Annotated in this window: 20 protein-coding genes; 3 read left to right on the forward strand and 17 right to left on the reverse strand. The window is 58.7% G+C overall.

Annotated features, from left to right (window positions below; all coding sequences use genetic code 11):
• Positions 1-5: 5 nt before the first annotated feature.
• From EDF75_RS15435 to glpE, 3 genes are all read right to left on the reverse strand, one after another.
• Complete coding sequence (locus EDF75_RS15435; RefSeq protein ID WP_045854019.1) at positions 6-764, reverse strand: DeoR/GlpR family transcriptional regulator; 759 nt, start codon at positions 762-764, stop codon at positions 6-8.
• 52 nt (positions 765-816) lie between these two features.
• Positions 817-1,647 (reverse strand): rhomboid family intramembrane serine protease GlpG, encoded by an 831-nt coding sequence (glpG, locus tag EDF75_RS15440; protein WP_133600054.1) that lies wholly within the window; start codon positions 1,645-1,647, stop codon positions 817-819.
• A 139-nt stretch (positions 1,648-1,786) separates the two neighbouring features.
• Positions 1,787-2,116 carry a thiosulfate sulfurtransferase GlpE gene (gene glpE / locus EDF75_RS15445; protein WP_041143029.1) on the reverse strand — a complete coding sequence of 110 codons (330 nt, stop codon included), beginning with the start codon at positions 2,114-2,116 and terminating at the stop codon, positions 1,787-1,789.
• A gap of 214 nt (positions 2,117-2,330) precedes the next feature.
• Here glpE and glpD point away from each other — a divergent pair, with 214 nt between their 5' ends.
• Positions 2,331-3,839, forward strand: coding sequence for a glycerol-3-phosphate dehydrogenase (gene glpD / locus EDF75_RS15450; RefSeq protein ID WP_133600055.1), 1,509 nt, complete (start codon positions 2,331-2,333; stop codon positions 3,837-3,839).
• 104 nt (positions 3,840-3,943) lie between these two features.
• Here the strand turns inward: glpD and glgP are convergent, their stop codons facing one another.
• From glgP to EDF75_RS15505, 11 genes are all read right to left on the reverse strand, one after another.
• Positions 3,944-6,391 carry a glycogen phosphorylase gene (gene glgP, locus EDF75_RS15455; protein ID WP_133600056.1) on the reverse strand — a complete coding sequence of 816 codons (2,448 nt, stop codon included), beginning with the start codon at positions 6,389-6,391 and terminating at the stop codon, positions 3,944-3,946.
• Between the two features lie 17 nt (positions 6,392-6,408).
• A complete protein-coding gene (glgA, locus tag EDF75_RS15460; protein WP_041143032.1) occupies positions 6,409-7,842 on the reverse strand; it encodes a glycogen synthase GlgA in 1,434 nt (477 codons plus the stop codon).
• Positions 7,842-9,137: a glucose-1-phosphate adenylyltransferase gene (gene glgC / locus EDF75_RS15465; protein WP_041143033.1), complete on the reverse strand. Its 1,296-nt coding sequence runs from the start codon at positions 9,135-9,137 to the stop codon at positions 7,842-7,844. Before glgC ends, glgA begins: the two co-directional genes overlap by 1 nt.
• 80 nt (positions 9,138-9,217) lie before the next feature.
• Positions 9,218-11,194 (reverse strand): glycogen debranching protein GlgX, encoded by a 1,977-nt coding sequence (gene glgX / locus EDF75_RS15470; RefSeq protein WP_133600057.1) that lies wholly within the window; start codon positions 11,192-11,194, stop codon positions 9,218-9,220.
• The gene (gene glgB / locus EDF75_RS15475) at positions 11,191-13,377 is read right to left on the reverse strand and encodes a 1,4-alpha-glucan branching enzyme (RefSeq protein WP_133600058.1); all 2,187 of its coding nucleotides are present in this window, start codon (positions 13,375-13,377) and stop codon (positions 11,191-11,193) included. Before glgB ends, glgX begins: the two co-directional genes overlap by 4 nt.
• Positions 13,378-13,619: 242 nt before the next feature.
• Complete coding sequence (gene asd, locus EDF75_RS15480) at positions 13,620-14,726, reverse strand: aspartate-semialdehyde dehydrogenase (protein WP_133600059.1); 1,107 nt, start codon at positions 14,724-14,726, stop codon at positions 13,620-13,622.
• A gap of 472 nt (positions 14,727-15,198) precedes the next feature.
• Positions 15,199-16,539, reverse strand: coding sequence for a gluconate transporter (gntU, locus tag EDF75_RS15485; RefSeq protein ID WP_133600060.1), 1,341 nt, complete (start codon positions 16,537-16,539; stop codon positions 15,199-15,201).
• Positions 16,539-17,069, reverse strand: coding sequence for a gluconokinase (gene gntK / locus EDF75_RS15490; protein WP_045854011.1), 531 nt, complete (start codon positions 17,067-17,069; stop codon positions 16,539-16,541). Before gntK ends, gntU begins: the two co-directional genes overlap by 1 nt.
• Positions 17,070-17,257: 188 nt before the next feature.
• Entirely contained in the window at positions 17,258-18,253 is a 996-nt protein-coding gene (gene gntR, locus EDF75_RS15495) for a gluconate operon transcriptional repressor GntR (RefSeq protein WP_041143038.1), read from the reverse strand.
• Between the two features lie 193 nt (positions 18,254-18,446).
• Positions 18,447-19,142, reverse strand: coding sequence for a quercetin 2,3-dioxygenase (yhhW, locus tag EDF75_RS15500; RefSeq protein ID WP_041143039.1), 696 nt, complete (start codon positions 19,140-19,142; stop codon positions 18,447-18,449).
• Between the two features lie 121 nt (positions 19,143-19,263).
• On the reverse strand, positions 19,264-20,301 hold the full coding sequence (locus tag EDF75_RS15505; protein WP_133600061.1) for an oxidoreductase: 1,038 nt from the start codon (positions 20,299-20,301) through the stop codon (positions 19,264-19,266).
• 359 nt (positions 20,302-20,660) lie between these two features.
• Between EDF75_RS15505 and yhhY the strand changes: the two genes are divergently transcribed.
• Positions 20,661-21,140, forward strand: a complete 480-nt coding sequence (gene yhhY, locus EDF75_RS15510; RefSeq protein WP_166646199.1) for an N-acetyltransferase — start codon at positions 20,661-20,663, stop codon at positions 21,138-21,140.
• A gap of 44 nt (positions 21,141-21,184) precedes the next feature.
• On the opposite strand, the gene ggt is transcribed toward yhhY, so the two are convergent.
• Positions 21,185-22,927 (reverse strand): gamma-glutamyltransferase, encoded by a 1,743-nt coding sequence (ggt, locus tag EDF75_RS15515; protein ID WP_133600063.1) that lies wholly within the window; start codon positions 22,925-22,927, stop codon positions 21,185-21,187.
• Positions 22,928-23,047: 120 nt separating this feature from the next.
• Between ggt and EDF75_RS15520 the strand changes: the two genes are divergently transcribed.
• The gene (locus tag EDF75_RS15520; RefSeq protein WP_133600064.1) at positions 23,048-23,371 is read left to right on the forward strand and encodes a DUF2756 family protein; all 324 of its coding nucleotides are present in this window, start codon (positions 23,048-23,050) and stop codon (positions 23,369-23,371) included.
• Positions 23,372-23,389: 18 nt separating this feature from the next.
• Here EDF75_RS15520 and ugpQ read toward each other — a convergent pair whose 3' ends face one another.
• A complete protein-coding gene (gene ugpQ, locus EDF75_RS15525; RefSeq protein ID WP_133600065.1) occupies positions 23,390-24,130 on the reverse strand; it encodes a glycerophosphodiester phosphodiesterase in 741 nt (246 codons plus the stop codon).
• Positions 24,127-25,197: a sn-glycerol-3-phosphate import ATP-binding protein UgpC gene (locus EDF75_RS15530; protein ID WP_133600066.1), complete on the reverse strand. Its 1,071-nt coding sequence runs from the start codon at positions 25,195-25,197 to the stop codon at positions 24,127-24,129. The genes ugpQ and EDF75_RS15530 overlap by 4 nt, the downstream gene beginning before the upstream one ends.
• Position 25,198 lies beyond the last annotated feature (1 nt).

Raw genomic sequence — 25,198 nt, forward strand, 5'->3', positions numbered from 1 at the left:
GCCGTTTAGCACAGCTCCAGCTGCAGGTTATTGTCCTTAATAACCTTCAGTACGCCCGCCGGCGGCATCACGTCAGTATAAACCGCATCAACCATGCTGATGCTGCCCATATTCACCATCGCGTTACGGCCGAATTTCGAATGGTCCACCACCAGCATCACGTGGCGCGAGTTTTCAATAATCGCGCGCTTGGTGCGGACCTCATGATAGTCAAACTCCAGCAGCGAGCCGTCGCTATCGACGCCGCTGATGCCGAGAATGCCAAAATCAAGGCGGAACTGGGAGATAAAATCCAGCGTCGCTTCGCCGATAATCCCGCCGTCGCGGCTGCGCAGCTCGCCGCCCGCCAGAATAATGCGGAAGTCGTCCTTCACCATTAGCGTATTCGCAACGTTGAGGTTGTTGGTGACGATGCGCAGATCGTTGTGCTCCAGCAGCGCGTGCGCCACCGCTTCTGGCGTCGTGCCGATATCAATAAACAGCGTCGCCCCGTCGGGGATCTGGCTGGCAACCTTGCGGGCAATACGCTCTTTTTCCTGGGTCTGGGTCGCCTTCCTGTCGTGCCAGGAGGTGTTAACCGAGCTGGACGGTAGCGCGGCGCCGCCGTGATGGCGCAGGATCATTTTTTGTTCGGCGAGATCGTTCAGGTCACGACGAATGGTCTGCGGGCTGACGGCAAACTGCTCAACCAGCTCCTCCGTACTGACATATCCCTGTTTTTTTACCAGCTCGATAATAGCGTCATGACGTTGTGTTTGTTTCATGCAATATCCCTGGGAAAATTTGACTCGCTTATCATGGATGACGGGGGAGTCTCTATGTTCGTTTTCGCACATGCTGAGTATCTACAAACGCCATCGCCAGTCCGGTCACCAGGCCGGCTACGTGCGCGCCGTTCGCAATCGACATGCCAAAAACATCAAACCATCCAGCAATTAACCATACTAAGGAGAAGAGTATCAAGCCGCGCTGTAAATAAACGCCGCTCTGCGGATCGCGCTCTCCCCGCAGCCAGACGTAGCCCATCAGCGCATACACCACGCCGGATAAGCCACCAAACCAGGGGCCGCTAAACTGATGTTGAACAAACCCGCTCAGCAACGCGCTAATGACGGCGATCACCACCAGCTTGCCGCTGCCAATCCGTTTCTCAACCGCACCGCCGAGGTACCACCACCATAGCAGGTTAAACAGAATGTGCATCAGCGAGAAGTGCATCAGCGCATGGCTAAAGTAGCGCCAGACCTCAAACTTCAGCGAGGGGTCGTACGGCCAGGCCAGCAGCAGCATAACCGGCTGGTCGCCAAGGACATTTTGCAGCACAAAGACCAGCACGCAGAGCGTCAGAATCGACCACGTAACGGGCCCGGCGTTGTGGCGCAGGGTCGCGAAGAAGGGGAAGCGCTGGTAGTGCAGCCCGCTGTTAGTTTGCCCCGATTGCCAGCTTGCCGCGAGGTAGCGCGGGTCGGCGGGGTTTTCGAGAAAGCGAGTCAGTTCGGCCTGAACCCGCGCGGCCTGGCTCTCGTCCGCCAGCCAGACGTCGCTCTGGCTGTGCTGCTGAATAGTCAGGATAACGCCCTGGGTCGCCATATAGTCGACAAACGCCTGGGCCACGCGCGGGTTGGCAAAAGAGGTAATCATTAACATGCAGCGGATCGCTTATTCCACACAAAGGGGGACAGTATATACGCAAAATCATTCAAGGTGCGTGGCGACGGCAGCCGCGAACGAGCCTCGCTGCCCGGCACGGAGGCCGTTTGAACCCTAAAACGTATACGATAACGGGTCAGAGCGTCCCGTGAGCCACTTCCGCCGGGAAGTGGCGATGCCAGGCATCAAATCCGCCGTCCACGCTGTAGACCTTGTCATAGCCCTGCTGCAGCAGATACTGCGCGGCGCCCTTACTGCTATTGCCGTGGTAGCACATCACCATCACCGCCGTCTCAAAGTCGTTATCACGCATAAACGCGCCCAGCGTATCGTTGGTCAGATGAAACGCACCCGGAGTGTGGCCCATCGCATAGCTTTGCGGGTCGCGGATGTCCACCAGTACCGCCATGGCCTGCTGCAGCTTCTGATGCGCCTCTTCTACGTTGATACATTCAAAGTGATCCATGTGCTCTTGTCTCTTTATTGCGGGGTGATATAGCGGGCTGATTGCCGGCCATGATTCTACTGCCTAGTTTACCGTCAGACGGGAAATAAACGCCAATATGTTACATGCATCACTCTGAAATGTTTTTTTGATGTTACCAATAGCGCGTTTGTTTGCTATATTGAGCGATATCGAACATTTGTGAGCTTAAACGAAAGTGCAAGAGGTAGCGAACGTGGAAACCAAAGATCTGATTGTGATAGGCGGAGGCATCAACGGTGCCGGTATCGCGGCAGACGCCGCCGGGCGTGGTTTATCCGTACTGATGCTGGAAGCGCGCGATCTCGCCTGCGCCACCTCCAGCGCCAGCTCAAAGCTAATTCACGGCGGGCTGCGCTACCTTGAACACTACGAATTCCGCCTGGTCAGCGAAGCGCTGGCCGAGCGTGAAGTGCTGCTAAAAATGGCGCCGCACCTCGCGTTCCCGATGCGTTTCCGCCTGCCGCACCGCCCGCATCTGCGCCCGGCGTGGATGATCCGTATTGGTCTGTTTATGTACGATCACCTGGGAAAACGCACCAGCTTACCCAGCTCAACCGGCTTGCGATTTGGCGCAGAATCGGTACTTAAACCTGAAATCGTGCGCGGTTTCGAATATTCCGACTGCTGGGTAGACGATGCGCGGCTGGTGCTGGCGAACGCGCAGATGGTGGTGCGCAAGGGCGGCGAGGTTCGTACCCGCACCCGTGCCGTCTCCGCCCGGCGTGAAAACGGGCTGTGGATTGTTGAGGCGGAAGATATCGACAGCGGCGAGAAGTTTACCTGGCAGGCGCGGGGCCTGGTGAACGCCACCGGCCCGTGGGTCAAACACTTCTTTGATGAAGGGATGCACCTGCGCTCCCCTTACGGCATCCGCCTGATTAAGGGCAGCCACATCGTGGTGCCGCGCGTGCATACCCAGAAGCAGGCCTACATTCTGCAAAACGAAGACAAGCGAATTGTGTTCGTGATCCCGTGGATGGACGAGTTCTCGATAATCGGCACCACCGACGTGGAGTACAACGGCGATCCGCAGAAGGTGGCGATCGATGAGAAAGAGATTAGCTACCTGCTCAACGCCTACAACGCGCACTTTAAAAAGACGCTGTCCCGCGACGATATCGTCTGGACCTATTCCGGCGTCCGCCCGCTGTGCGACGATGAATCTGATTCACCGCAGGCGATTACCCGCGACTATACGCTCGATATTCATGACGAAAACGGCCAGGCGCCGCTGTTGTCGGTCTTTGGCGGCAAGCTTACAACCTATCGCAAGCTGGCAGAGCACGCGCTGGAAAAGCTGACCCCGTACTATAAAGGTATCGGCCCGGCGTGGACCAAAACCGCCGTTCTGCCCGGGGGCGAGATCGACGGCGATCGCGACGATTACGCCGCCAAACTGCGCCGCCGCTTCGCGTTTATCAGCGAATCAATGGCGCGTCACTACGCCCGCACCTACGGCAGCAACAGCGAGTGGGTGCTCGGCGAGGCAACATCGCTTGCCGATCTGGGCGAAGATTTTGGCCACGAGTTCTATGAAGCCGAGCTGAAATACCTCGTGGAGCATGAGTGGGTTCGCAGCCTCGATGACGCCATCTGGCGTCGAACCAAACAGGGCATGTGGCTCAGCCCCGTGCAGCAGGCGCGCATTAGCGAATGGCTGGCGCAGCACGTGGGAAAGTCTGAGCTCTCTCTGGCCTCGTAGGCGCCCCGGCGGGGTTTCTCGCTGGCCGAAAAGCGCGGCCTGAGAGGATAAGAAGGATAAAAAAACGGGGCCTGACGGCCCCGTTTTTTGTGGTATCGCGGTGGTTACAGCCGCACCGGATCGATATGCCAGATATGGTCGGCGTACTCCTGAATCGTACGGTCAGAAGAGAAGTAGCCCATATTGGCGATGTTGAGCATCGCTTTGTTGGCCCACTCTTCCGGGTGACGGTAGAGCTCGTCCACCTTATCCTGACAATCGACGTAGCTGCGGTAATCCGCCAGCACCTGATAGTGGTCGCCAAAGTTAATCAGCGAATCCAGCAGGTCGCGATAGCGGCCCGGCTCCGACGGGCTGAACAGGCCGGTACCGATCTGGGTCAGCGTCTGGTGCAGCTCCGGGTCCTGCTCGTAGTAGTCGCGCGGTTTGTAGCCGCTGGCCCGCAGCGCCTCAACCTCCTCCGCGGTATTGCCGAAGATGAAGATATTCTCCTCGCCCACGTGCTCCAGCATTTCAACGTTAGCCCCGTCGAGGGTACCAATGGTCAGCGCGCCGTTGAGCGCAAACTTCATGTTACTGGTCCCGGAGGCTTCCGTTCCCGCCAGCGAGATCTGCTCGGAGAGATCCGCCGCCGGAATAATCAGCTGGGCCAGGCTGACGCTGTAGTTAGGGATAAACACGATCTTCAGCTTATCGCCGATCTGCGGATCGTTGTTGACCACCGCCGCCACGTCGTTAATGAGATGAATAATGTGCTTGGCCATGTAGTAGGCCGAAGCGGCTTTTCCGGCGAAGATATTGACCCGCGGCACCCACTCGGCGTCGGGATCGGCCTTGATGCGGTTATAGCGCGCAATCACGTGCAGCACGTTCATCAGCTGCCGCTTGTACTCGTGGATGCGCTTGATCTGCACATCAAACAGCGCCTTCGGGTTCACCACCACGTTAAGCTGCTGGCCGATATAGTTTGCCAGCCGCTGCTTGTTCTCCAGCTTCGCCTGGCGCACCGCCTGGTTCACCGTCGGATAATCAATATGCTGCTCCAGCTCCTTGAGCTGGCTGAGATCGGTGCGCCAGGTGCGGCCGATATTGTCATCCAACACCTTCGACAGCGGCGGGTTCGCCAGCGCCAGCCAGCGGCGCGGGGTCACGCCGTTGGTCACGTTGGTGAAGCGCATCGGGAAAATCCGCGCAAACTCGGCGAACAGCGACTCCACCATCAGCCTCGAGTGCAGCTCGGAAACGCCGTTCACCTTATGGCTAATGACCACCGCCAGCCAGGCCATCCGCACCCGGCGGCCGTTGGACTCATCGATAATCGAGGTCCGGCTCAGCAGCGCGGTATCGTTGGGATACTGCTCCTGCAGCGTCTTGAGGAAGTAGTCGTTAATCTCAAAGATAATCTGCAGATGGCGCGGCAGAATTTTACCCAGCATATCAACGGGCCAGGTCTCCAGCGCTTCGCTCATCAGGGTATGGTTGGTGTAGGAGAAGACCTGGCAGGTCACCTCGAACGCCTCATCCCAGCTAAACTTATGCTCGTCAATCAGCAGACGCATCAGCTCCGGGATCGACAGCACCGGATGGGTGTCGTTGAGGTGGATAGCAATTTTGTCGGCCAGGTTGGCGTAGGTTTTATGCAGCTGATAGTGGCGGCTAAGGATATCCTGCACCGTCGCGGAGACGAGGAAATATTCCTGGCGCAGGCGCAGCTCGCGCCCGGAATAGGTGGAGTCATCCGGATAGAGCACGCGGGATACGTTTTCGGAGTGGTTTTTATCTTCTACCGCCGCGAAGTAGTCGCCCTGGTTGAATTTACCGAGATTGATTTCGCTGCTGGCCTGAGCGCTCCACAGCCGCAGGGTATTGGTGGCATCGGTATCGAAGCCCGGGATAATCTGATCGTAGGCTTCCGCGAGGATCTCTTCGGTTTCCACCCAGCGGGAGTTTTTCCCCTCCTGCTGAATTCGGCCGCCAAAGCGCACTTTGTAGCGCGTGTTATGGCGCTCAAACTCCCACGGGTTGCCGTATTCCAGCCAGTAGTCCGGCGACTCCTTTTGCCGACCGTCGACGATATTCTGCTTAAACATCCCGTAGTCATAGCGAATGCCGTAGCCGCGACCCGGCAGGCCGAGAGCCGCCAGAGAGTCGAGGAAGCAGGCCGCCAGGCGCCCGAGCCCGCCGTTGCCCAGCCCCGGGTCATTCTCCTCGTCGATCAGCTCTTCAAGGTTGAGCCCCATCTCTTCCAGCGCGTTGTTCACATCTTCATAGATGCCCAGCGACAGCAGCGCGTTAGAGAGAGTGCGACCAATCAAAAACTCCATCGACAGATAGTAGACCTGACGAACTTCCTGCGAAAGCTGGGCGCGGTTAGAGCGCAGCCAGCGCTCCACCATTCGGTCACGCACGGCGAACAGCGTGGCGTTAAGCCATTCATGCTTGTTGGCGATCGCCGGATCCTTGCCGATGATGAACATCAGCTTATAGGCGATAGAGTGCTTCAGTGCCTCAACGCTCAGCGTGGGTGATGCGTAGCTAAAGGGTACATTCATCGCAATGACTCCTGTGGTTACATCAAGCGTTGATAAAGTTCGCGATAAGAGTTCGCTGCGACCTGCCAGCTAAAATCCATATTCATCGCCTGACGCTGCACGTAACGCCAGAGCGAAGGGCGCGACCACAGAACGAATGCGCGCCGAATTGCTCGCAGTAGCGACAAGGCATTGCTGTCTTCAAAGACAAACCCGCTGGCCAGGCCATCGGCCAGGTTTTCCAGGGAACTGTCGGTGACGGTATCCGCCAGGCCGCCGGTACGCCGTACCAGCGGCAGCGTGCCGTACTTGAGGCCATACAGCTGCGTCAGGCCGCAAGGTTCAAAGCGGCTGGGAACCAGGATGACGTCGGCGCCGCCCATAATGCGGTGCGAGAAGGCCTCATGGTAGCCAATCTGCACGCCCACTTTGCCCGGATGCTCGGCCGCCGCGGCCAGGAAGCCCTCCTGCAGCACCGGATCGCCGGCGCCCAGCAGCGCCAGCTGCCCGCCCTGCTCCAGCAGGCCCGGCAGCGCTTCAAGCACCAGGTCCAGCCCCTTCTGGCTGGTCAGGCGGCTGACCACGGCAAACAGCGGCGCCTTGTCGTCCACCTTCAGCCCCATCGCAATTTGCAGCTGGCGCTTGTTCTCCGCTTTATCTTCGAGACTATCGCGGTCGTATCGCGCGGCCAGCAGCAGATCGTTTTGTGGATTCCAGATGTTTGAATCTACGCCGTTAAGGATGCCCGACAGGCGCCCCTCGTGCTGCCGCTGGCGCAGCAGCCCCTCCATGCCGTAAGCGAACTGCGGTTCGGTTATCTCACGGGCGTAGGTTGGGCTGACCGCCGTAATATGGTCGGCATAATAGAGGCCCGCTTTCAGGAACGAGAGCTGGCCGTTGAACTCGAGGCCGTGCATGTTATAGAACGACCAGGGCAGCTCGATCTCATTCATATGCCAGGAGTAGAACATCCCCTGATAGGCCAGGTTGTGCACCGTGAAAACCGATTTCGCCGGGTGGCCCCGCGCCGCGAGATAGGCCGGCGTCAGGCCCGCATGCCAGTCGTGGGCGTGCACAACGTCAGGGCGCCAGAAGGGATCCAGCCCACAGGCCATTTCGCTGCCTACCCAGCCAAGCAGCGCAAAGCGCAGCACGTTATCGGTGTAGGCATGCTGGTTGGTGTCGTGGTAAGGGCTCCCCGGGCGATCGTAAAGATGTGGTGCATCAATAAGATAGATGCCCACGCCGTTAAAATGGCCAAATAGCAGCGTGATGCGGCCGGCAAAGGTGTCTCTGCGCGTCACCACCTGCGCATCGGTTATCCCGCGACGAATATCAGGAAACGCGGGCAGCAGCACGCGCGTATCGATACCTTCTGCAATTTGTGCCGCAGGCAGCGCGCCGATGACATCCGCCAGACCGCCGGTTTTTAACAGCGGGAACATCTCTGAACATACGTGTAAGACCTGCATTATCGCTCCTGTGAGTGCCCCAACTTCCGCAGCATATCCCGGGTGACCAGCACAATACCTTCCTCTGAGCGGTAGAACCGACGCGCATCTTCTTCCGCGTGTTCACCAATCACCATGCCTTCCGGAATCACGCAGGCGCGGTCGATCACGCAGCGGCGCAGGCGGCACGAGCGTCCGACCCAAACTTCTGGCAATAAGACTGCCGAATCAATGTTACAGAATGAGTTCACCCGCACGCGCGGGAACAGCACCGACTGCACCACCACCGAACCGGAGATAATGCAGCCGCCGGAGACCAGCGAGTTCAGCGTCATACCGTGGCTACCGGAGCGATCCTGAACGAATTTAGCCGGCGGCAGCGATTCCATGTGGGTGCGAATCGGCCAGTTCTGATCGTACATATCCAGCTCCGGCGTCACCGATGCCAGGTCGAGGTTGGCTTTCCAGTAGGCCTCGAGCGTCCCCACGTCGCGCCAGTAGGGTTCCGCCTCGGGATCCGACTGTACGCAGGAGAGTGGGAAAGGATGTGCATAAGCCATGCCAGCTTCGGTTATCTTCGGAATGATATCTTTGCCGAAGTCGTGGCTGGAGTTTTCATCGTTATCATCTTCCGCCAGCAGCTCATAAAGATAATCGGCATCAAAGACATAGATACCCATGCTGGCCAGCGATTTGCTGGCATCGCTCGGCATGGCGGGCGGCACGGCAGGCTTTTCGACAAACTCAATGATCTTGTCGCTCTCATCAACCGCCATCACGCCGAAAGCGGATGCCTCTTCGATGGGCACCGGCATACAGGCCACGGTGCAGCGTGCCCCTTTTTCGACGTGATCGATAAGCATGCGCGAGTAGTCTTGCTTATAGATATGATCCCCGGCGAGGATCACCACGTACTCCGCCTTGTAGCGGCGAATAATATCGAGGTTCTGGGTTACCGCATCCGCGGTGCCGCGATACCAGTTTTCACCATGCACGCGCTGCTGTGCCGGAAGCAAATCGACGAACTCGTTCATCTCTTCGCTAAAGAACGACCAGCCGCGCTGGATATGCTGTACCAGCGTGTGCGATTGATACTGGGTGATAACGCCAATGCGGCGAATACCTGAGTTAATGCAGTTAGATAATGCGAAATCGATAATGCGAAACTTACCGCCAAAATGGACGGCCGGTTTTGCGCGCTTAATCGTTAAATCTTTCAGTCGGGTACCGCGACCACCCGCGAGAATCAACGCAACGGTTTTGATGGGCAGCTGACGCGCCAGCATCAACGGATCGTTCTTTTCTAGCCTAACCATGATTAACTCCTTTTTACATCCCAGCCTTCCTGCCCTTCCCGCCGCGTTGCCGCCGCGAAACTTACCGGAAGCCTCAGGGCTTACGACCTTTGAAATACGCACACTCCGTGCGCGGGCCCATGCCAGACATCCATGATGACCGGATTGTTCTCTCCGGCGAACGGAAGAACGGCGTGCCATTCCCCCGCTGGTAATTCCATATTTGTGACTTCTGGGGTGGCGTTCAGCGTTATCAGCCAGCGTTCGGATAGCTGGATCTGCAAACGCATCACGCCGTGCTGCCACTCATCAGCGCTCAGCGGCTGAGCGTGTTGATTTAGCCAGCGAACGCTGCCGTCTCCCTCCTGCCACCAGCGGTTGCCGGTTAAGGCGGGGATACGGCGGCGTAGATGAATAAGCGCCGCGGTGAACGCGGTCAGCCCGCGGTTCGCCTTGTCCCAGTCGAGCCAGGTCAGCGCGTTATCCTGACAGTACGCGTTATTGTTGCCATGCTGGCTATGGCCGTGTTCATCACCCGCCAGCAGCATCGGCGTTCCCTGCGACAGCAGGAGCGTCACCAGCAGGGCGTGAACGCTGTCCCGCCGCCTTTCAATCACGTCGAGCGTAGCCTCTAAGCCCTCTATACCATGATTGCTGCTGTAGTTATTGTTAGTCCCATCGCGATTCTCTTCACCGTTCGCCTCATTATGTTTCTGATTGAAACAGACGCAGTCACGCAGGGTGAAGCCATCATGGGCGGTAATCAGATTCACCGCCGCCGCAGGCTGCCGCCCGCTGCGCTGGAAGAGATCGCTGGATGCGGCAAAGCGCTGGGCGAACTCCCCCAACGAGGCGTTTTGCTGCAGCCAGAAACGGCGCGAAACATCGCGGAAATGATCGTTCCACTCGGCAAACAGCGGCGGGAAATTGCCCACCTGATAGCCGCCAGCGCCGATATCCCAGGGCTCAGCAATCAGCTTCACCTCTGCCAGCTGCGGATCGCGGCGGATCGCCTCGAACAGCGGCGCATCCTGACGAAATTCCGGCGTCCGTCCCATAACCGAGGCCAGATCGAAGCGGAAGCCGTCAACGTGACACTCATCCACCCAGAAACGCAGGCACCGGCGGGCGTACTCCACGACCCCAGGATGGCTGAGGTTGATGGTGTTCCCGCAGCCGGTCCAGTTGTGATAGTCGCCGTCTTCTCTTATCCAATAATAGCTACGGTTATCGATTCCGCGCAGGGAGAAGGTCGGCCCTTCAAGATCGATTTCAGCGCTGTGGTTCAGCACCACGTCGAGGATCACCTCGATGCCCGCGGCGTGAAGCGCCTTCACCGCGTCGCGAAATTCGTCGAGCGCGCGCTCGGGCTCGCTGGCATAGCGCGGGTCGAGGGCGAAAATCGCCAGCGGGTTGTAGCCCCAGTAGTTGCTCAACCCCATCCGCTGCAGGCGCGGTTCGCTGGCAAACTGCGCTACCGGCATCAGCTCCAGCGCGGTAATACCCAGCGTGTTGAAATAGTCGATCATCACCGGATGACCCAGCGCCCGGTAGGTGCCGCGAATCTCCTCAGGCAGCCCGGGATGCAGGTACGTCAGCCCTTTGACGTGGGCTTCATAAATGACCGTCTGACCCCAGGGCGTGCGCGGCGGCTTGTCGCCCAGCCAGTCGTAATGCAGGTCAACGACCCGCGACTTCGGCGCGATTGCCGCGCTATCGCGGTTATCGGGCTGCCGGTCGCCGCCGTGAAGACGCTCATCGTCAGGCAGCGCGCCATCCACCCGGTGGCAGCAGGGATCGAGCAGCAGCTTCGCCGGGTTAAAGCGATGCCCCTGCTCGGGTTCCCACGGGCCGTGGACGCGATAGCCGTAGCGCAAACCAGGGCCAACGCCGGCCAGCCAGCCGTGCCAGACGTCGCCGCTGCGCGCGGGAAGATCAACACGTCGTTCGTTCCCCTGCTCATCGAACAGGCATAGCTCTACCCGCTCGGCATGGGCGGAAAAGAGGGTGAAGTTCACCCCCTTTCCGTCATAGCTGGCGCCCAGCGGAGCGGGCTTTCCTGGCGAGAGCGTCGTCATTCCGCCTCCCGTACCAGCCAGACGGTTGCCAGCGGCGGCAGGGTAATCGACAGCGAATGCTCGCGGCCGTGGCTGGCGATCGCCTCGCTTGCCACTACCCCGCCGTTGCCGGTATTGCTGCCGTGGTAGTGCATCGAGTCGGTATTCAGCTCCTCCCGCCAGCGCCCAGGCTGGTTAATCCCGAAGCGATAGCCGTGGCGCGGCACCGGCGTGAAGTTGCTGGCAACGATGATCTCATTCCCCGCCTTATCGCGACGGACGAAGACAAACACCGAGCGCTCGTGGTCGTCCACGACCAGCCATTCGAAGCCGTAGCGGTCAAAATCAAGCTCGTGCAGCGCCCTGTGACGACGATAGGTATGGTTCAGGTCGCGAACCAGACGCTGGACGCCGTGGTGCCAGTTGTCGCCGCCTTCCAGCAGATGCCAGTCGAGGCTGGCGTCGTGGTTCCACTCCCGCCCCTGGGCAAACTCGTTGCCCATAAACAGCAGCTTTTTACCGGGGAAGGCAAACAGCCAGCCGTAGTAGGCGCGCAGGTTGGCAAACTTCTGCCACGCATCGCCGGGCATGCGGTCGAGGATCGACTTTTTGCCGTGGACCACTTCGTCGTGGGAGAGCGGCAGAACGAAGTTCTCGGTGTAGTTGTAGAGCATGCCGAAGGTCATCTTGTCGTGGTGATGACGGCGGTGAACCGGATCGAGCTTCATGTAGTCGAGGGTGTCGTGCATCCAGCCGAGGTTCCATTTGAACCAGAAGCCGAGCCCGCCCGTCGAGGCGGGACGCGACACGCCGGCAAAGTCGGTGGACTCTTCCGCCATGGTGACCGCGCCGGGGGTCTGCTCGCCGAGCACGCGGTTGGTATTACGCAGGAACTCAATCGCTTCCAGGTTTTCCCGCCCGCCGTACTCATTCGGCACCCACTCGCCCTCTTTACGGCTGTAGTCGCGGTAGATCATCGAGGCCACCGCATCGACGCGCAGGGCGTCAATGCCGAAGCGCTCAATCCAGTACAGCGCGTTGCCCACGAGGAAGTTGCTGACCTCCCGGCGGCCGTAGTTGTAGATCAGGGTATTCCAGTCCTGGTGATAGCCTTCGCGCGGGTCGCTGTGTTCGTACAGCGAGGTCCCGTCAAACGCCGCGAGAGCAAAATCATCCGAGGGAAAATGCCCCGGCACCCAGTCGAGGATCACGTTGAGGCCCGCGGCGTGCGCGGCGTGAATGAAGTAGCGGAAGTCTTCGCGGGTGCCAAAGCGTCGGGTCGGCGCGTACAGCCCGGTGGGCTGATAGCCCCAGCTGCCGTCAAACGGGTGCTCGTTCACCGGCAGCAGCTCCAGATGGGTAAAGCCCATCCATTTGGCATAGGGCACCAGCTGGTCCGCCAGCTCGCGATAGCTCAGCCAGAAGTTGTTATCGGTGTGGCGACGCCAGGAGCCCAGGTGAACCTCATAAATCGAAATCGGCGCATCGAACTGGTTCGCCTGCCTGCGCGCCGGCGGCTGGGTAATTTTTTCCGGCAGGCCGCAGATCAGCGAGGCGGTGTCCGGGCGCATCTGCGCCTCAAAGGCGTAAGGGTCGGACTTCACCCGCAGGTGGCCGTGCGCGTCGATCATCTCAAATTTATACAGCTGGCCGTTCTGCGCCCCGGGGACAAACAGCTCCCAAATCCCCGACTCTTTGCGCAGGCGCATCGGGTGGCGGCGGCCGTCCCAGTAGTTGAACTGGCCGACCACGGAAACCCGGCGGGCGTTCGGCGCCCACACCGAGAAGCGCGTGCCGGTAATGCCGTCCATCGTATCGGCGTGGGCGCCGAGGGTTTCGTACGGCCGCAGGTGGGTGCCTTCGGAGAGCAGCCAGACGTCCAGATCCTGCAGCAGCGGGCCAAAGCGGTAAGGGTCATCAATCAGATTGAGCTGACCGTGCCAGGTAACGGCCAGCTGATAGCGAAAAGCATTTTTTCGACGCGGCAGAACGCCGCTAAAGAAACCGCGCGAGTCGAGGCATTCGAGCCTGCCGACTTTGCGTCCGGTTTTCGGTTCAATGACCCACACGTCGGTGGCATCGGGTAACAACGCGCGTACTTCCAGCCCGGCATCGGTGGCGTGCATGCCCAGCACGGAAAAAGGGTCCGCAAAATGACCGGCAATTAGCGCGTTAATCACGTCTCTATCAATATGATTAGACATGGTTTCATCCTGTTGTAAGTGCCGCCCTTTCCTGTATCTGGCGACTTTTTTTGACCTGAACGGTGCAGCACACTGTGCATCCTTCTGCTCCGTCCCACCTTCAGGTAAGGAAACGTCGTTCCTTACTAAAGCATAGCCAAGGCTTTCTTACCCCCGTTGAGAAAAATCAAACATCCGCGTTTACTCCTTGTATTACGCAAAAAAAGGGGGTGTCAGACACCCCCTTTTTATTCATCCTGTGATTACGCCAGCTGCCGCAGCATCCGGCGCAGCGGCTCGGCTGCGCCCCATAGCAGCTGGTCGCCGACGGTGAAGGCCGAGAGATACTCCGGCCCCATATTCAGCTTACGCAGGCGACCAACCGGCGTCGTCAGGGTGCCGGTGACGGCAGCCGGAGTCAGCTCGCGCATGGTAATATCACGATCGTTAGGTACCACTTTCGCCCACGAGTTGTGCGCCGCCAGCAGCTCCTCAACGGTCGGGATAGAAACGTCTTTTTTCAGCTTGATGGTGAACGCCTGGCTGTGGCAGCGCAGCGCGCCAACGCGCACGCACAGGCCGTCAACCGGAATGGCCGCTGAGGTGGCGAGGATTTTATTGGTCTCCGCCTGGCCCTTCCACTCTTCGCGGCTCTGGCCGTTATCCAGCTGCTTGTCGATCCACGGGATCAGGCTACCGGCCAGCGGTACGCCAAAGTTATCTACCGCCAGATCGCCGCTGCGGGTGAGCGAAGTGACCTTGCGCTCAATCTCCAGAATAGCGGAAGCCGGATTGGCCAGCTCCGTCGCAACGTGGCCGTGCAGCTGGCCCATCTGGGTCAGCAGTTCACGCATGTGGCGCGCGCCGCCGCCGGAGGCCGCCTGGTAAGTCGCGACGCTGACCCACTCGACTAAATCCTGTGCAAACAGGCCGCCGAGGGACATCAGCATCAGGCTGACGGTACAGTTGCCGCCAACGAAGGTCTTGACGCCATTATTCAGACCGGCGGTAATCACGTCCTGGTTAACCGGGTCAAGAATAATGATGGCGTCGTCCTTCATGCGCAGCGAAGACGCCGCGTCAATCCAGTAACCCTGCCAGCCGCTTTCACGCAGCTTCGGATATACGTCGTTGGTATAATCGCCGCCCTGGCATGTCACGATAATATCCAGCGCCTTCAGTGCTTCCAGGTCAAATGCATCCTGAAGCGTACCGCCGGTGCTGCCACCGAATGATGGAGCTGGTTGCCCCAGCTGGGAGGTGGAGAAAAAAACAGGGCGAATGGCGTCGAAATCGCGCTCTTCAACCATGCGTTGCATGAGTACAGAGCCGACCATTCCGCGCCAGCCGATAAAACCAACATTTTTCATAACGTATTTCCCGGGAAGATGTGTGCTGTTTGTGCCAAGCCAGTTTCCTACTGGATCATCCCTCACATTACAAAATGCAGCTAAAGTCGCAAGTGAAATTAATCAATGATTGCCCGGCAATCAGTAAAGCAACTTATCTTATGCAGCATCCGCAGCCATCGGCATTCAGGAAAACCTTAAAGATTATCGGGGAAAGCGTGGCGAAAAGGGAATAATTTCCGCCGCGTTTTTATTGATCTGGATTATGGATTTACGCGGAAAATGGGTCGCTAGCGGCAGCGCGGCGAAACCCGACAAACCCTTGCGGTGCCTGGGCTGCTGAGGCGTCAGGCTTTTGTCGTAGCGCTCATTATGGCGCGGAGTCAGGCGAAAAAGGGGGCATGGATGCGGGCAGGAAGCGAGGATAAAAACGGCGTCTGCCGTCAGGCGAAAAGAGCCCGGCAGCGCTGCGCCGGGCTCTCTTATTTAACGTTTAGCTGAGCAGCGAAAACGCAATCATACCGACGATGGCGCCGGTGGTGCCGAGAATGGTTTCCATCATGGTCCAGGTCTTCAGCGTCTGGGCTTCCGTTGCGCCGGTAAACTTACCGAACAGCCAGAAGCCCGCGTCGTTGACGTGGCTCACGACGATTGAACCGCCGGCGATACAAATCGACAGGGCCGCCATTTGCGCACCGCTGTAGTTCAGCTGCTCGATAACCGGCATCACCAGACCAACCGCCGTTAAGCAGGCGACCGTCGCAGAGCCCTGGATAATGCGCACCGCGGCCGCCAGCACGAAGCAGGTAATCGCAATCGGCAGACCCATACCGGTCAGCGCTTCACCGAGCGCCGGGCCGACGCCGGAATCCACCAGCACCTGCTTAAAGACGCCGCCGGCACCGATGACCAGCAGGATAATCCCCGCCGGCTGCAGCGCGTGGCCGCAGATCTCCATCACCCGATCTTTCGCCATCCCCTGACGTACCGCCAGGCCATAAATCGCCACCAGGCACGCCACCAGAATCGCGGTGAACGGATGGCCGATAAATTCGAACCATTCATAGGTGCCCGAGCCAACCGGGACAAAGCGCGCGGCGACCGTTTTCAGCCCCACCAGCACCAGCGGCAGCAGGATCAGCGACAGGCTAAAGGCGAACGACGGCATCTTGCCTTCACCGAGGCTCGGCTCGCTGATGTCGTCAGGAATATGCAGTTCGACATAGCGGCTGATAAAGTTGCCCCACAGCGGCCCGGCGATAAGCATCCCCGGGATCGCGGCGCAGAGGCCAATCAGGATCATCCAGCCAAAATCGGCGTGCATTTGCGACGCCAGCAGCATAGGCGCGGGCCCCGGCAGCAGAAATGCCGCAGCGGCGGCTACGCCGGCAAACAGCGGAATGACCAGCTTCACCAGGTTGGTGCCGGTATGGCGCGCCATCGAGAAGGCGACGCTAATCAGCAGCACGATGGCCACTTCGAAAAACAGCGGCAGCGCGCAGATAAGGCCGGCCAGGCCAATGGCGTAATGCGCCCGACTGTGGCCGAAAGATTTCAGCATCTTAACGGCTATCTGGTCGACGGCGCCGGTTTCATGAAGGATCTTACCGAACATCGCCCCCAGCGCCACGACGATCGCCAGAAAGCCGAGCGTCCCCCCCATCCCTTTTTCCATGGTTGCCGCAATTTTATCCAGCGGCATCCCGGAAAAGAGACCTGCACCAATAGAAACCACCATCAAGGCCACGAAGGCATGCATACGCGCCTTCATGACTAAAAACAGCAGCAGCAAAACGGAGCCGACTGCTGTTAAAACAAGCGTTAATGTACTCACTAGTTACTGCCTTTGTTGATCACCTCAATGGTGCTCGCGACCACGCCTTCCAGCGATTGATCAATATCGACGATTAACACATCGCCTTCGTCCGCGCCGGGCTCCTGCAGAGTTTCAAACTGCGTTACCAGCATCTGGGTTTTGAAGAAGTGGCCCTTGCGCGCCTTCAGGCGGCTTTCGATCAGGTCGAAATCACCTTTCAGGTAGACGAAGGAGAGGTTCGGGTTGCCTTTGCGCAGAATGTCGCGATAGCTTTTTTTCAGCGCCGAGCAGACGATAAGCGACACTTTATTGGTCCGCTGCATGGCGAAGGCGGCGTCGTTCAGCGCCTGAAGCCACGGCGTGCGGTCGTCATCATTCAGCGGCTCGCCGGAAGCCATCTTGTTGATATTGCTACGCGGATGCAGAAAGTCGCCGTCGAGAAACGCGGCATGCATCTGATGCGCCACTTCGCTGGCGACGGCGGATTTTCCACTGCCGGAAACGCCCATCAGGACATAGACGTGGTGATCATGGTTAGTCGTGCTCAAAGCTTCCTCCCACTGGACACATACGCGTCGTCCTTCAGGCCGTTTGGATTCGGGGGTGAACGGGCGCGCGCACAGGTTAATTGTTACGGGTAACTGTTATCGGTAACATTGTCATGCCGGATTTAGGGAGAAGCAATCACCATTCGTGCCAGAAGTGAATATGTGTGATCTACTTCAAACTTGTCAGTTTAAATTGATCCACCCGGTGACAATGTGAAACCTAAATCTAACATCTTAGGGGTAACCGTCTCACCACGAATACGCGCCAGCAGGCGCTCGGCGCCGATGCGCCCCATCCGCTCACGCGGCGTCAGCACGCTGGCAAGACGCGGCTCCATAACCTGGCCAATATCGTGGCCGTGGAAGCCGGCAATCGCCATATCATCCGGAATGCGTAATCCCAGACGCTGGCACTCAAAGGCCGCGCCGACCGCGAGGTCATCGTTGGTGCAGAAGATCCCGTCAAGCTGCGGATATTCGCGACGCGCCTGGCGCATCAGCTCAATCCCTGACGAGTAGGAAGAAGATTGTTCAACCATCACGCTGTACGGCGTCATGCCCGCGTCGTGCATCGCCTGCTCGTACCCCTTCTGCTTGATGATAGTACGTTCATCAAGACGTGCGCCAAGATAGGCCACGTGGCGATGGCCGCGGGCAATAATGGCGGCGGTCATCTGGCGTGCGGCGTCGAAGTTATCAAAACCGACGGCGATATCGAGGCACGGCGATCGGCTGTCCATCAGCTCGACCACCGGGATCCCGGCGACTTCGATCATTTTCAGCGTCCGCGGCGTGTGGGTACGTTCGGTGAGGATCAGGCCGTCGATGTTCCACGAGAGCATCGATTCCAGGCGTTTTTCTTCCATTTCAGGCTTATAGCCGTAGTGCGCCAGCATGGTCTGATAGCCAAAAGCATCGGTGACGCTTTCAATACCGCGCAGCACTTCAGAAAAGACCTGGTTGGTTAACGAGGGCAGGAGCACGCCGATGGCGCGGCTGGTCGCGTTGGAGAGAATATCAGGGGCACGATTGGGGATATAACCCAGTTCATCGAGAGCAACGGCAATCTTGCCACGCAGAGCCTCGGAAACCTGTTCCGGGTTACGTAAAAAGCGACTGACCGTCATTTTGGTCACGCCGACAAGATCGGCTACATCCTGAAGTACGGGTCTTTTCTTTTTCATCGTCCTGACTGTAATAAATGGGAGAGATTCTCTCAGTTTATCACGGACAAAGCGCAACCTTCCCGGAGAAACGCGCGCTAACGACTTTATTTAGCGTTAATGGCCGCAATCATGCGAGCGGCGCTGCGGCCGCTGCGCCAAAAATCCCCGGCCGCGCTGGCGACCGGGTGAGCGACAAAAGCAGGACTGAGTATTAGACCGGCGGCAGATCGAACAGCAGGATTTCGCTGTCGCTATCGGCATGAACCGAGATAGCCTGCTCATCCCAAATCGCCAGGCCATCGCTGGTGGTCGCTTTGGTGCCGTTGATGGTCACTTCACCTTTGACGACCTGAATCCACACGCGACGTTCCGCGGCAATCTGATGGACCGACTGCTCGTCTTTCAGCAGCGCCCAGCGGTACAGCTCCATATCCTGATGCACTTTCAGCGAGCCTTCGCGAGCGTCCGGCGACAGCACCAGCTGTTTGCCCTGCAGCGCATCAAACCGGCGCTGCTCATAGCGCGGAGCGATGCCGTTCTCTTCCGGCATAATCCAGATTTGATACAGGTGCAGACGTTCGGTGCTGCTCGGGTTGTATTCAGAGTGGCGCACCCCGGTACCGGCGCTCATGATCTGGAATTCCCCCGCAGGAACCTGCTCTTTGTTACCCATGCTGTCCTGGTGTTCAACCACCCCTTCCAGCACGTAGGTCAGAATTTCCATATCTTTATGCGGGTGGGTCCCGAAGCCCTGGCCGGCGTCAATCACGTCATCGTTAATCACGCGCAGAGCGGAAAAGCCCATAAAATTGGCGTCGTAATAGTTGGCGAAAGAGAAAGTATGCCAGGAATCGAGCCAGCCATGATTAGCGTGACCGCGTTCGTTAGCTTTGCGTAAGTAGATCATGTTGCACCCCCGTATGTTTTCGATGGAATAAGTGTGGACCCATTCCGCTAACGATCATAGAGGGTGAAAATTGACTCCTCTGTTCAAAAAATATGAATAAGAGCAGAGGAGCTCAGGAAGCTTATTTATCGAAGGTTATCGTGGCTGGAGATGGCTGTCTGAAGCCGCGTTCGAGGATCTCCATATTGGTGAGAACGTCAGATTCCTTGACGTAATTCTCCGCCCCGTTCACCAGGGTCTCGTAGAGCGAATCATACACCCGCCCGTAGTCGCCGGGCTCCACCCGCAGCTCTTCCCGCACGCTCGCGCCGCTATCATCCACGTACTCCAGCAGGCCGATGCTCTCATCTGCCGCAAAGCCCGGCTCGCCCGGCATGATATTCGCCTTCAGGCTGGTTTCCTGCTGGTCGATGCCGTATTTGATAAACGACCCTTTATGACCGTGAACGATAAATTTCGGATACGCCAGCTTCACCAGATAGCTGGTTTTAACAATCGCCTTCAGGTCGCCGTAGAACAGCTGGGCTTCAAAGGTATCATCCGGGTTGGCCTTATTACGCAGGCTGCGGATGTCGTACGCCACGCGATCCGGGCGGCCGAACAGGGAGATTATCTGATCCAGCGTATGCACGCCGAGGCCGTAAAAAGCGCCATCCTGCGCCAGTCCGGGCTGCGTTTCCGCCGTCGGGCGATAGAGGTCGAAGTGGCTTTCAATTTCAACGATCTCGCCCAGCTTACCGCTTTCAATCGCCTTCTTAGCGGTCAGGAAGCAGGAGTCAAAGCGGCGGTTCTGGTACGGCGTTACCGTCAGCCCCTTGCTTTTTGCCAGCGCAAACAGCGCTTTCGCTTCCGCCAGCGTCGGGGTGAAGGGTTTTTCCACCAGCACGTTCTTGCCCGCTTCCAGCGCGCGCTTCGCGTAGTCAAAGTGGCTGTCGGCGTGGGTGCAGACAATCACCAGCCTGACCTGAGGATCGTTAAGTACTTCATCGAGATCGCTGGTGAAGTGGATATGCGAGTACTGCGGGGCCTGCTCTTCCGGCTTCGCGCTGCGGCGGTAGATATGCGCCACGTGCCAGCGGTCTTTGCGGTGCAGGACGTAAGGAAGATGGTAGCGGGTGGTGCTTTTGCCGAATCCAATAAACGCGCAGTGCAGAGTCATAACGCAGTCCTTAGTTGAGGTTTCTGCTGCTAACCATAGCGCCCCCCGGCGACGAACTTAACCCTTAACCCACTGACGATGGCGGAAAATGACCGGCAAAAAAAAGCAAAAAAAAAGCCAGCACCTGGCTGGCTAAAGTAATACTGGAAGCAATGTGAGCAATGTCGTGCTTTCAGGCTTTCCGCAAGGGTCTCCCTGAATGCAGGACAATAATAATCATTCTCATTCGCACTTGTCTACTTCTTTTTGCAAAAATTAGCCGTTGACGCCTTTTTTAAAGTCAGGGATGTTGAAAGGGACTCAACGAGCAGATTAAGCCTGATATGCAGGCGCTAAGGAGAAGAGGAATGAGTGAGATAGTGATACGCCACGCCGAACCGCGCGATGCAGAACCGTTACGTCAGCTGACTGCACACCCGGAGGTCTATCACGACACGCTACAGCTTCCCCATCCGGCAATGGAAATGTGGCAGGAGCGGCTACAGCCCCGGCCCAACGGCCACCATCTGGTCGCCAGCATTGATGAGCAGGTCGTCGGCCACCTGATGCTGAGCGTTGAATCCCGCCCGCGCCGCAGCCACGTCGCGACCTTCGGGATGAGCGTGGCGGCGCCCTTTCACGGACGCGGCGTCGGCAGCGCCCTGATGCGCGAGATGATAAACCTGTGTGATAACTGGCTGCGCGTCGAACGCATTGAATTAACGGTCTTCGCTGATAACGCCTCCGCCGTTGCCGTCTATCGCAAATACGGCTTTAGCGTTGAGGGAACCGGGCGTAAGTTTGCGCTGCGCAACGGTGAATACGTCGATGCCCTCTTTATGGCCCGCCTGAAAGAGTAGCCCTTCGCAACCCTCTCCCGCTCGGGGAGAGGGTTGGAAATAGCCTAGTATCCGGCGGTTAAATCCCCCGGTGAACGCGGGTCAGACGCGCCGTACAGCGTGCCGTCCGGGCCGACCATAATACTTTGCGTGCTGCCCATCGCCTCTTTCACCGCTACCTTCTGCCCTCTTTCCGTCAGCAGCTTCAGGGTATCCGGGCTAAAGCCCTTCTCCACCCGCAGCTCATCGGGCAGCCACTGATGATGGAAGCGCGGCGCGTTGGTGGCTTCCGCTACGTTCATCCCAAAATCGATGGAGTTCACCACCATTTGCAGCACGGTCGTGATAATCCGGCTGCCGCCCGGGCTGCCGGTAACCAGCCAGGTTTTACCGTCCTTGACCACAATCGTCGGCGACATTGACGACAGCGGGCGTTTTTTCGGTCCGACGGCGTTGGCGTCACCGCCTACCAGCCCGTAAACGTTGGGCACGCCGGGCTTCGCCGAGAAATCATCCATCTGATTGTTCATTAAGATACCGGAGTTCCCCGCCACAATGCCGGTACCAAAAGTGGTGTTCAGCGTGTAGGTCACCGCCACCGCGTTGCCGTCCTTATCCACCACCGAGAAGTGGGTAGTCTGGTTGCTCTCGTAAGGCGCCAGCTTGCCCGGGCGGATCTGGCTGGAGGGTTTCGCCTTGTTGATATCGATCTGCTCGGCTATCGATTTGGCGTAGGCCTTGCTGGTGAGCGCCTGCCACGGAACCTTAACGAAATCCGGATCGCCAAGGTACTCAGAACGATCGGCATAGGCGTGCTTCTCCGCTTCCGCCATCACCTGCATGGCGTCCGCGCTGCCGAAGCCGAACTTATGCATATCGAAGTTTTCGAGGATATTGAGGATCTGCACGATGTGGATCCCCCCGGAGGAAGGCGGCGGCATTGAGAACACCTGGTAGCCGCGATAGTCGCCGCTTATCGGCGTGCGCTCCACCGCCCGGTAGTTCGCCAGGTCCGCTTTGGTGATCAGCCCGCCGTTTTTTTGCATCTCATCGGCGATCTGGTCGGCAATCGCCCCTTTATAAAACGCGTCCGGGCCGTGCTCGGCGATCAGCTCCAGGCTTTTTCCCAGCTGCTTTTGCACCAGCTTGTCGCCCTTTTTCAGCGGCTCACCGTTTTTCCAGAAGATAGCCCGGCTGTTGGCGTGATTCGGGATCACCTCGCTGCCGTAGGTTTTCAGGTCGTCCGCCAGCGCATCGTTGACCGTGAAGCCCTCTTCAGCCAGCTTGATGGCCGGACGAATCACCTTGTTCAGCGGCATGGTGCCATATTTTTCCAGCGCCAGCGAGAAGCCGGCCACGCTGCCCGGCGTGCCGGAGGCGAGATGCGAGGTCAGAGACTTTTTACTGTCCGGGTTGCCCTGGTCATCGAGGAACATATCCCGGGTTGCCTGCTCCGGCGCCATTTCGCGAAAATCAATGGCCGTCGTTTTACCGTCTTTGGTGCGCAGCATCATAAAGCCGCCGCCGCCAATATTGCCCGCCTGCGGGTGCGTGACCGCCAGCGCATAGCCCACGGCCACCGCCGCATCGATGGCGTTTCCACCCTGGCGCAAAATATCCACGCCGACGCGGGTGGCCAGGGCATCAACCGACGCCACCATCCCCTGCTGGGCGCGAACCGGGTGAAAGACATCCTCTTCAACCCCGTAGGATACGGGAGGCGGGGCGGGGCTGGCGGCGACGGTAAAGCTCCCGCCCGCCAGCAGCAAAGCGATGACCGCCTGACGCCAGAATAGTGTTGTTATCATTGCCATACTCCTGAATCTGTTTTTGTCCCTGCATAAGCCTGGTTTATAAGTCCTAAAAAATCATTGTTATGCCGAAAAGGAGGTACACTTAAGCGATCCCACGCACGGGAGGAGAGAACAATGAAGGCAATACTATTTCTGGCAGCGCTGATGCCGTTGACCACCCTCGCACAGCCGCTTAATACCACCAATAATCCCAACCAGCCGGGGTACGTCGTCCCCAGCCAGCAGCGGATGCAAAACCAGATGCAGGTCCAGCAGCAGCAGCACCAGAACATGCTGAAGCAGGATATGCAGAACCAGACGCGCGCTCAGCAGCAGCATCTTCAAACGCAGCTGAACAACAACCAGCAGCGCGTATTGCAGAGCGGGAATGTGAATTCGCAGCAGCAGGTGCTGCCGAATAGTAACGGTGGCATGTTGCCGCGACAGACGACCCCGTAAAGGCCGCCCGTCGGCAGATTAGGGCTGGAAGTTGGGGCCGATGACGTCTATCGCATCGGTACAGATGCTGTCGACGCCCCAGCGCAGCAGCTCGGCGGCACGCTGGGGTTTATTGACGGTATACACCAGAATATGCAGACCTGCGGCCTTCAGGCTCGCCACCCGCGCCTCATCAAGCAGCTTATGGTTCAGGTGAATCGACACGCAGCCCAGCCGGGCGGTCAGCTCGCGCCAGTCCTCACGCCACTCGTCCAGTAGCAGCCCGCGGGGCAGCTCGGGCGCCGCCTGCTGCGCCGCTTCCAGGGCGTCAATTTCAAACGATGACAGCAGCGGCGCGGTCATGCCGTGCCACAGCTCGCGGGCCGCTAAGGCCACCACCTTGCCGGTCAACGGGCCGGTGCCGGTGGTTGGCTTAATTTCGATATTGGCCATCATGTTCAGCTGCCGGCAGCGCTCCGCCACGGCGGAGAGCAGCGGCAGCGGCTCGCCTTTAAATTCGCGGCCGTACCAGCTTCCCGCATCAACGTTCAGCAGCTCATGCCACGCCAGCTCGCCCGCCACGCCCCAGCCGTTGCTGGTGCGCTCGAGATTATCGTCATGCAGCAAAAAGATCTGTCCATCCTTCGACAGCTTGGCGTCAAACTCGATCATGGTATGACCAAAGCGAGCGCCGGTATCAATAGCGGCGAGGGTATTCTCCGGCGCCAGCTTTCCGCCGCCGCGATGGGCGACGATATGGGGGTAAGGCCAGTAACTCATGCGCGTTGTCCTGTTTCACCATCAAAGAGGTGCAGATGATCCTGCGGCAGATGCAGCCACAGCGTGCTGCCCGCCGCCGGACGCTGCTGATGCGGCAGCCTGACGACCAGCTTCTGCGCGCCCCAGCGCCCGTGGGCGAGGTTATCGGCACCTAAAATTTCCAGCGTATCCATCACCAGCGGTACGCCGCCTTCCGTCTCGGGGCCTGCGGCAAAATGTTCCGGACGGATGCCGAGGGTCATCTTACGCCCGGCGTGGCGACGATGCTCGCTATTGATCGGCAGACGCAGGCCGCCTTCCAGTTCAAAACGGCTGCCGTCGTCGCTGATGCGCCCGTCCAGCAGGTTCATCGCCGGGCTGCCGATAAAGCTCGCCACAAAGCGGCTGGCCGGCTTTTCGTAAACCTCTACCGGCGTGCCAATCTGCTCGGCGACGCCTTTATTCATCACCATCACCCGCTGGGCGAGGGTCATCGCCTCAACCTGGTCGTGGGTAACGTACAGCGAGGTGGTTTTCAGCCGACGGTGCAGCTGCTGGAGCTCCAGACGCATCTGCACGCGCAGCTTGGCGTCAAGGTTCGACAGGGGTTCATCAAACAGGAATACCGCCGGATCGCGAACGATGGCGCGGCCCATCGCCACGCGCTGGCGCTGGCCACCGGAGAGCTCGCGCGGGCGGCGCTTGAGCAGGCCATCAAGCTCCAGAATGCGCGCCGCTTCCTGCACCCGCTCGTCAATCAGGCTTTTGCCCATCCCGCGAATTTTCAGCCCCCAGGCCATGTTCTCTTCCACGCTCATATGCGGGTAGAGGGCGTAGTTCTGGAACACCATCGCGATGCCGCGATCCTTCGGCTCCATCTCGGTGACGCGCTGGCGATTAATCCAGATATCGCCGCTGGTCACCCGCTCAAGCCCGGCCACCATCCGCAGCAGCGTCGATTTGCCGCAGCCGGAAGGCCCGACCATTACGATAAACTCCCCGTCCGCCACGTCGAGCGTCAGCGGCTGAATCACCTGGGTTTTGCCATCCCAGCTTTTGGTTACTGCCTGTAGTTTCAAACCTGACATT

The sequence above is a fragment of the Klebsiella sp. BIGb0149 genome, assembly GCF_004362605.1.
Lineage (GTDB): Bacteria > Pseudomonadota > Gammaproteobacteria > Enterobacterales > Enterobacteriaceae > Klebsiella > Klebsiella terrigena.

Bases quoted from the DNA above. Each gene is read 5' to 3' on its own strand.
- EDF75_RS15530 (WP_133600066.1), bottom strand. From the start codon at position 25,197: ATGTCAGGTTTGAAACTACAGGCAGTAACCAAAAGCTGGGATGGCAAA.
- EDF75_RS15435 (WP_045854019.1), bottom strand. From the start codon at position 764: ATGAAACAAACACAACGTCATGACGCTATTATCGAGCTGGTAAAAAAA.
- EDF75_RS15520 (WP_133600064.1), top strand. From the start codon at position 23,048: ATGAAGGCAATACTATTTCTGGCAGCGCTGATGCCGTTGACCACCCTC.
- glgX (WP_133600057.1), bottom strand. From the start codon at position 11,194: ATGACGACGCTCTCGCCAGGAAAGCCCGCTCCGCTGGGCGCCAGCTAT.
- ggt (WP_133600063.1), bottom strand. From the start codon at position 22,927: ATGATAACAACACTATTCTGGCGTCAGGCGGTCATCGCTTTGCTGCTG.
- glgB (WP_133600058.1), bottom strand. From the start codon at position 13,377: ATGTCTAATCATATTGATAGAGACGTGATTAACGCGCTAATTGCCGGT.
- glgC (WP_041143033.1), bottom strand. From the start codon at position 9,137: ATGGTTAGGCTAGAAAAGAACGATCCGTTGATGCTGGCGCGTCAGCTG.
- asd (WP_133600059.1), bottom strand. From the start codon at position 14,726: ATGAAAAATGTTGGTTTTATCGGCTGGCGCGGAATGGTCGGCTCTGTA.
- glgP (WP_133600056.1), bottom strand. From the start codon at position 6,391: ATGAATGTACCCTTTAGCTACGCATCACCCACGCTGAGCGTTGAGGCA.
- yhhW (WP_041143039.1), bottom strand. From the start codon at position 19,142: ATGATCTACTTACGCAAAGCTAACGAACGCGGTCACGCTAATCATGGC.
- gntR (WP_041143038.1), bottom strand. From the start codon at position 18,253: ATGAAAAAGAAAAGACCCGTACTTCAGGATGTAGCCGATCTTGTCGGC.
- glpE (WP_041143029.1), bottom strand. From the start codon at position 2,116: ATGGATCACTTTGAATGTATCAACGTAGAAGAGGCGCATCAGAAGCTG.
- glgA (WP_041143032.1), bottom strand. From the start codon at position 7,842: ATGCAGGTCTTACACGTATGTTCAGAGATGTTCCCGCTGTTAAAAACC.
- glpG (WP_133600054.1), bottom strand. From the start codon at position 1,647: ATGTTAATGATTACCTCTTTTGCCAACCCGCGCGTGGCCCAGGCGTTT.
- EDF75_RS15505 (WP_133600061.1), bottom strand. From the start codon at position 20,301: ATGACTCTGCACTGCGCGTTTATTGGATTCGGCAAAAGCACCACCCGC.
- ugpQ (WP_133600065.1), bottom strand. From the start codon at position 24,130: ATGAGTTACTGGCCTTACCCCCATATCGTCGCCCATCGCGGCGGCGGA.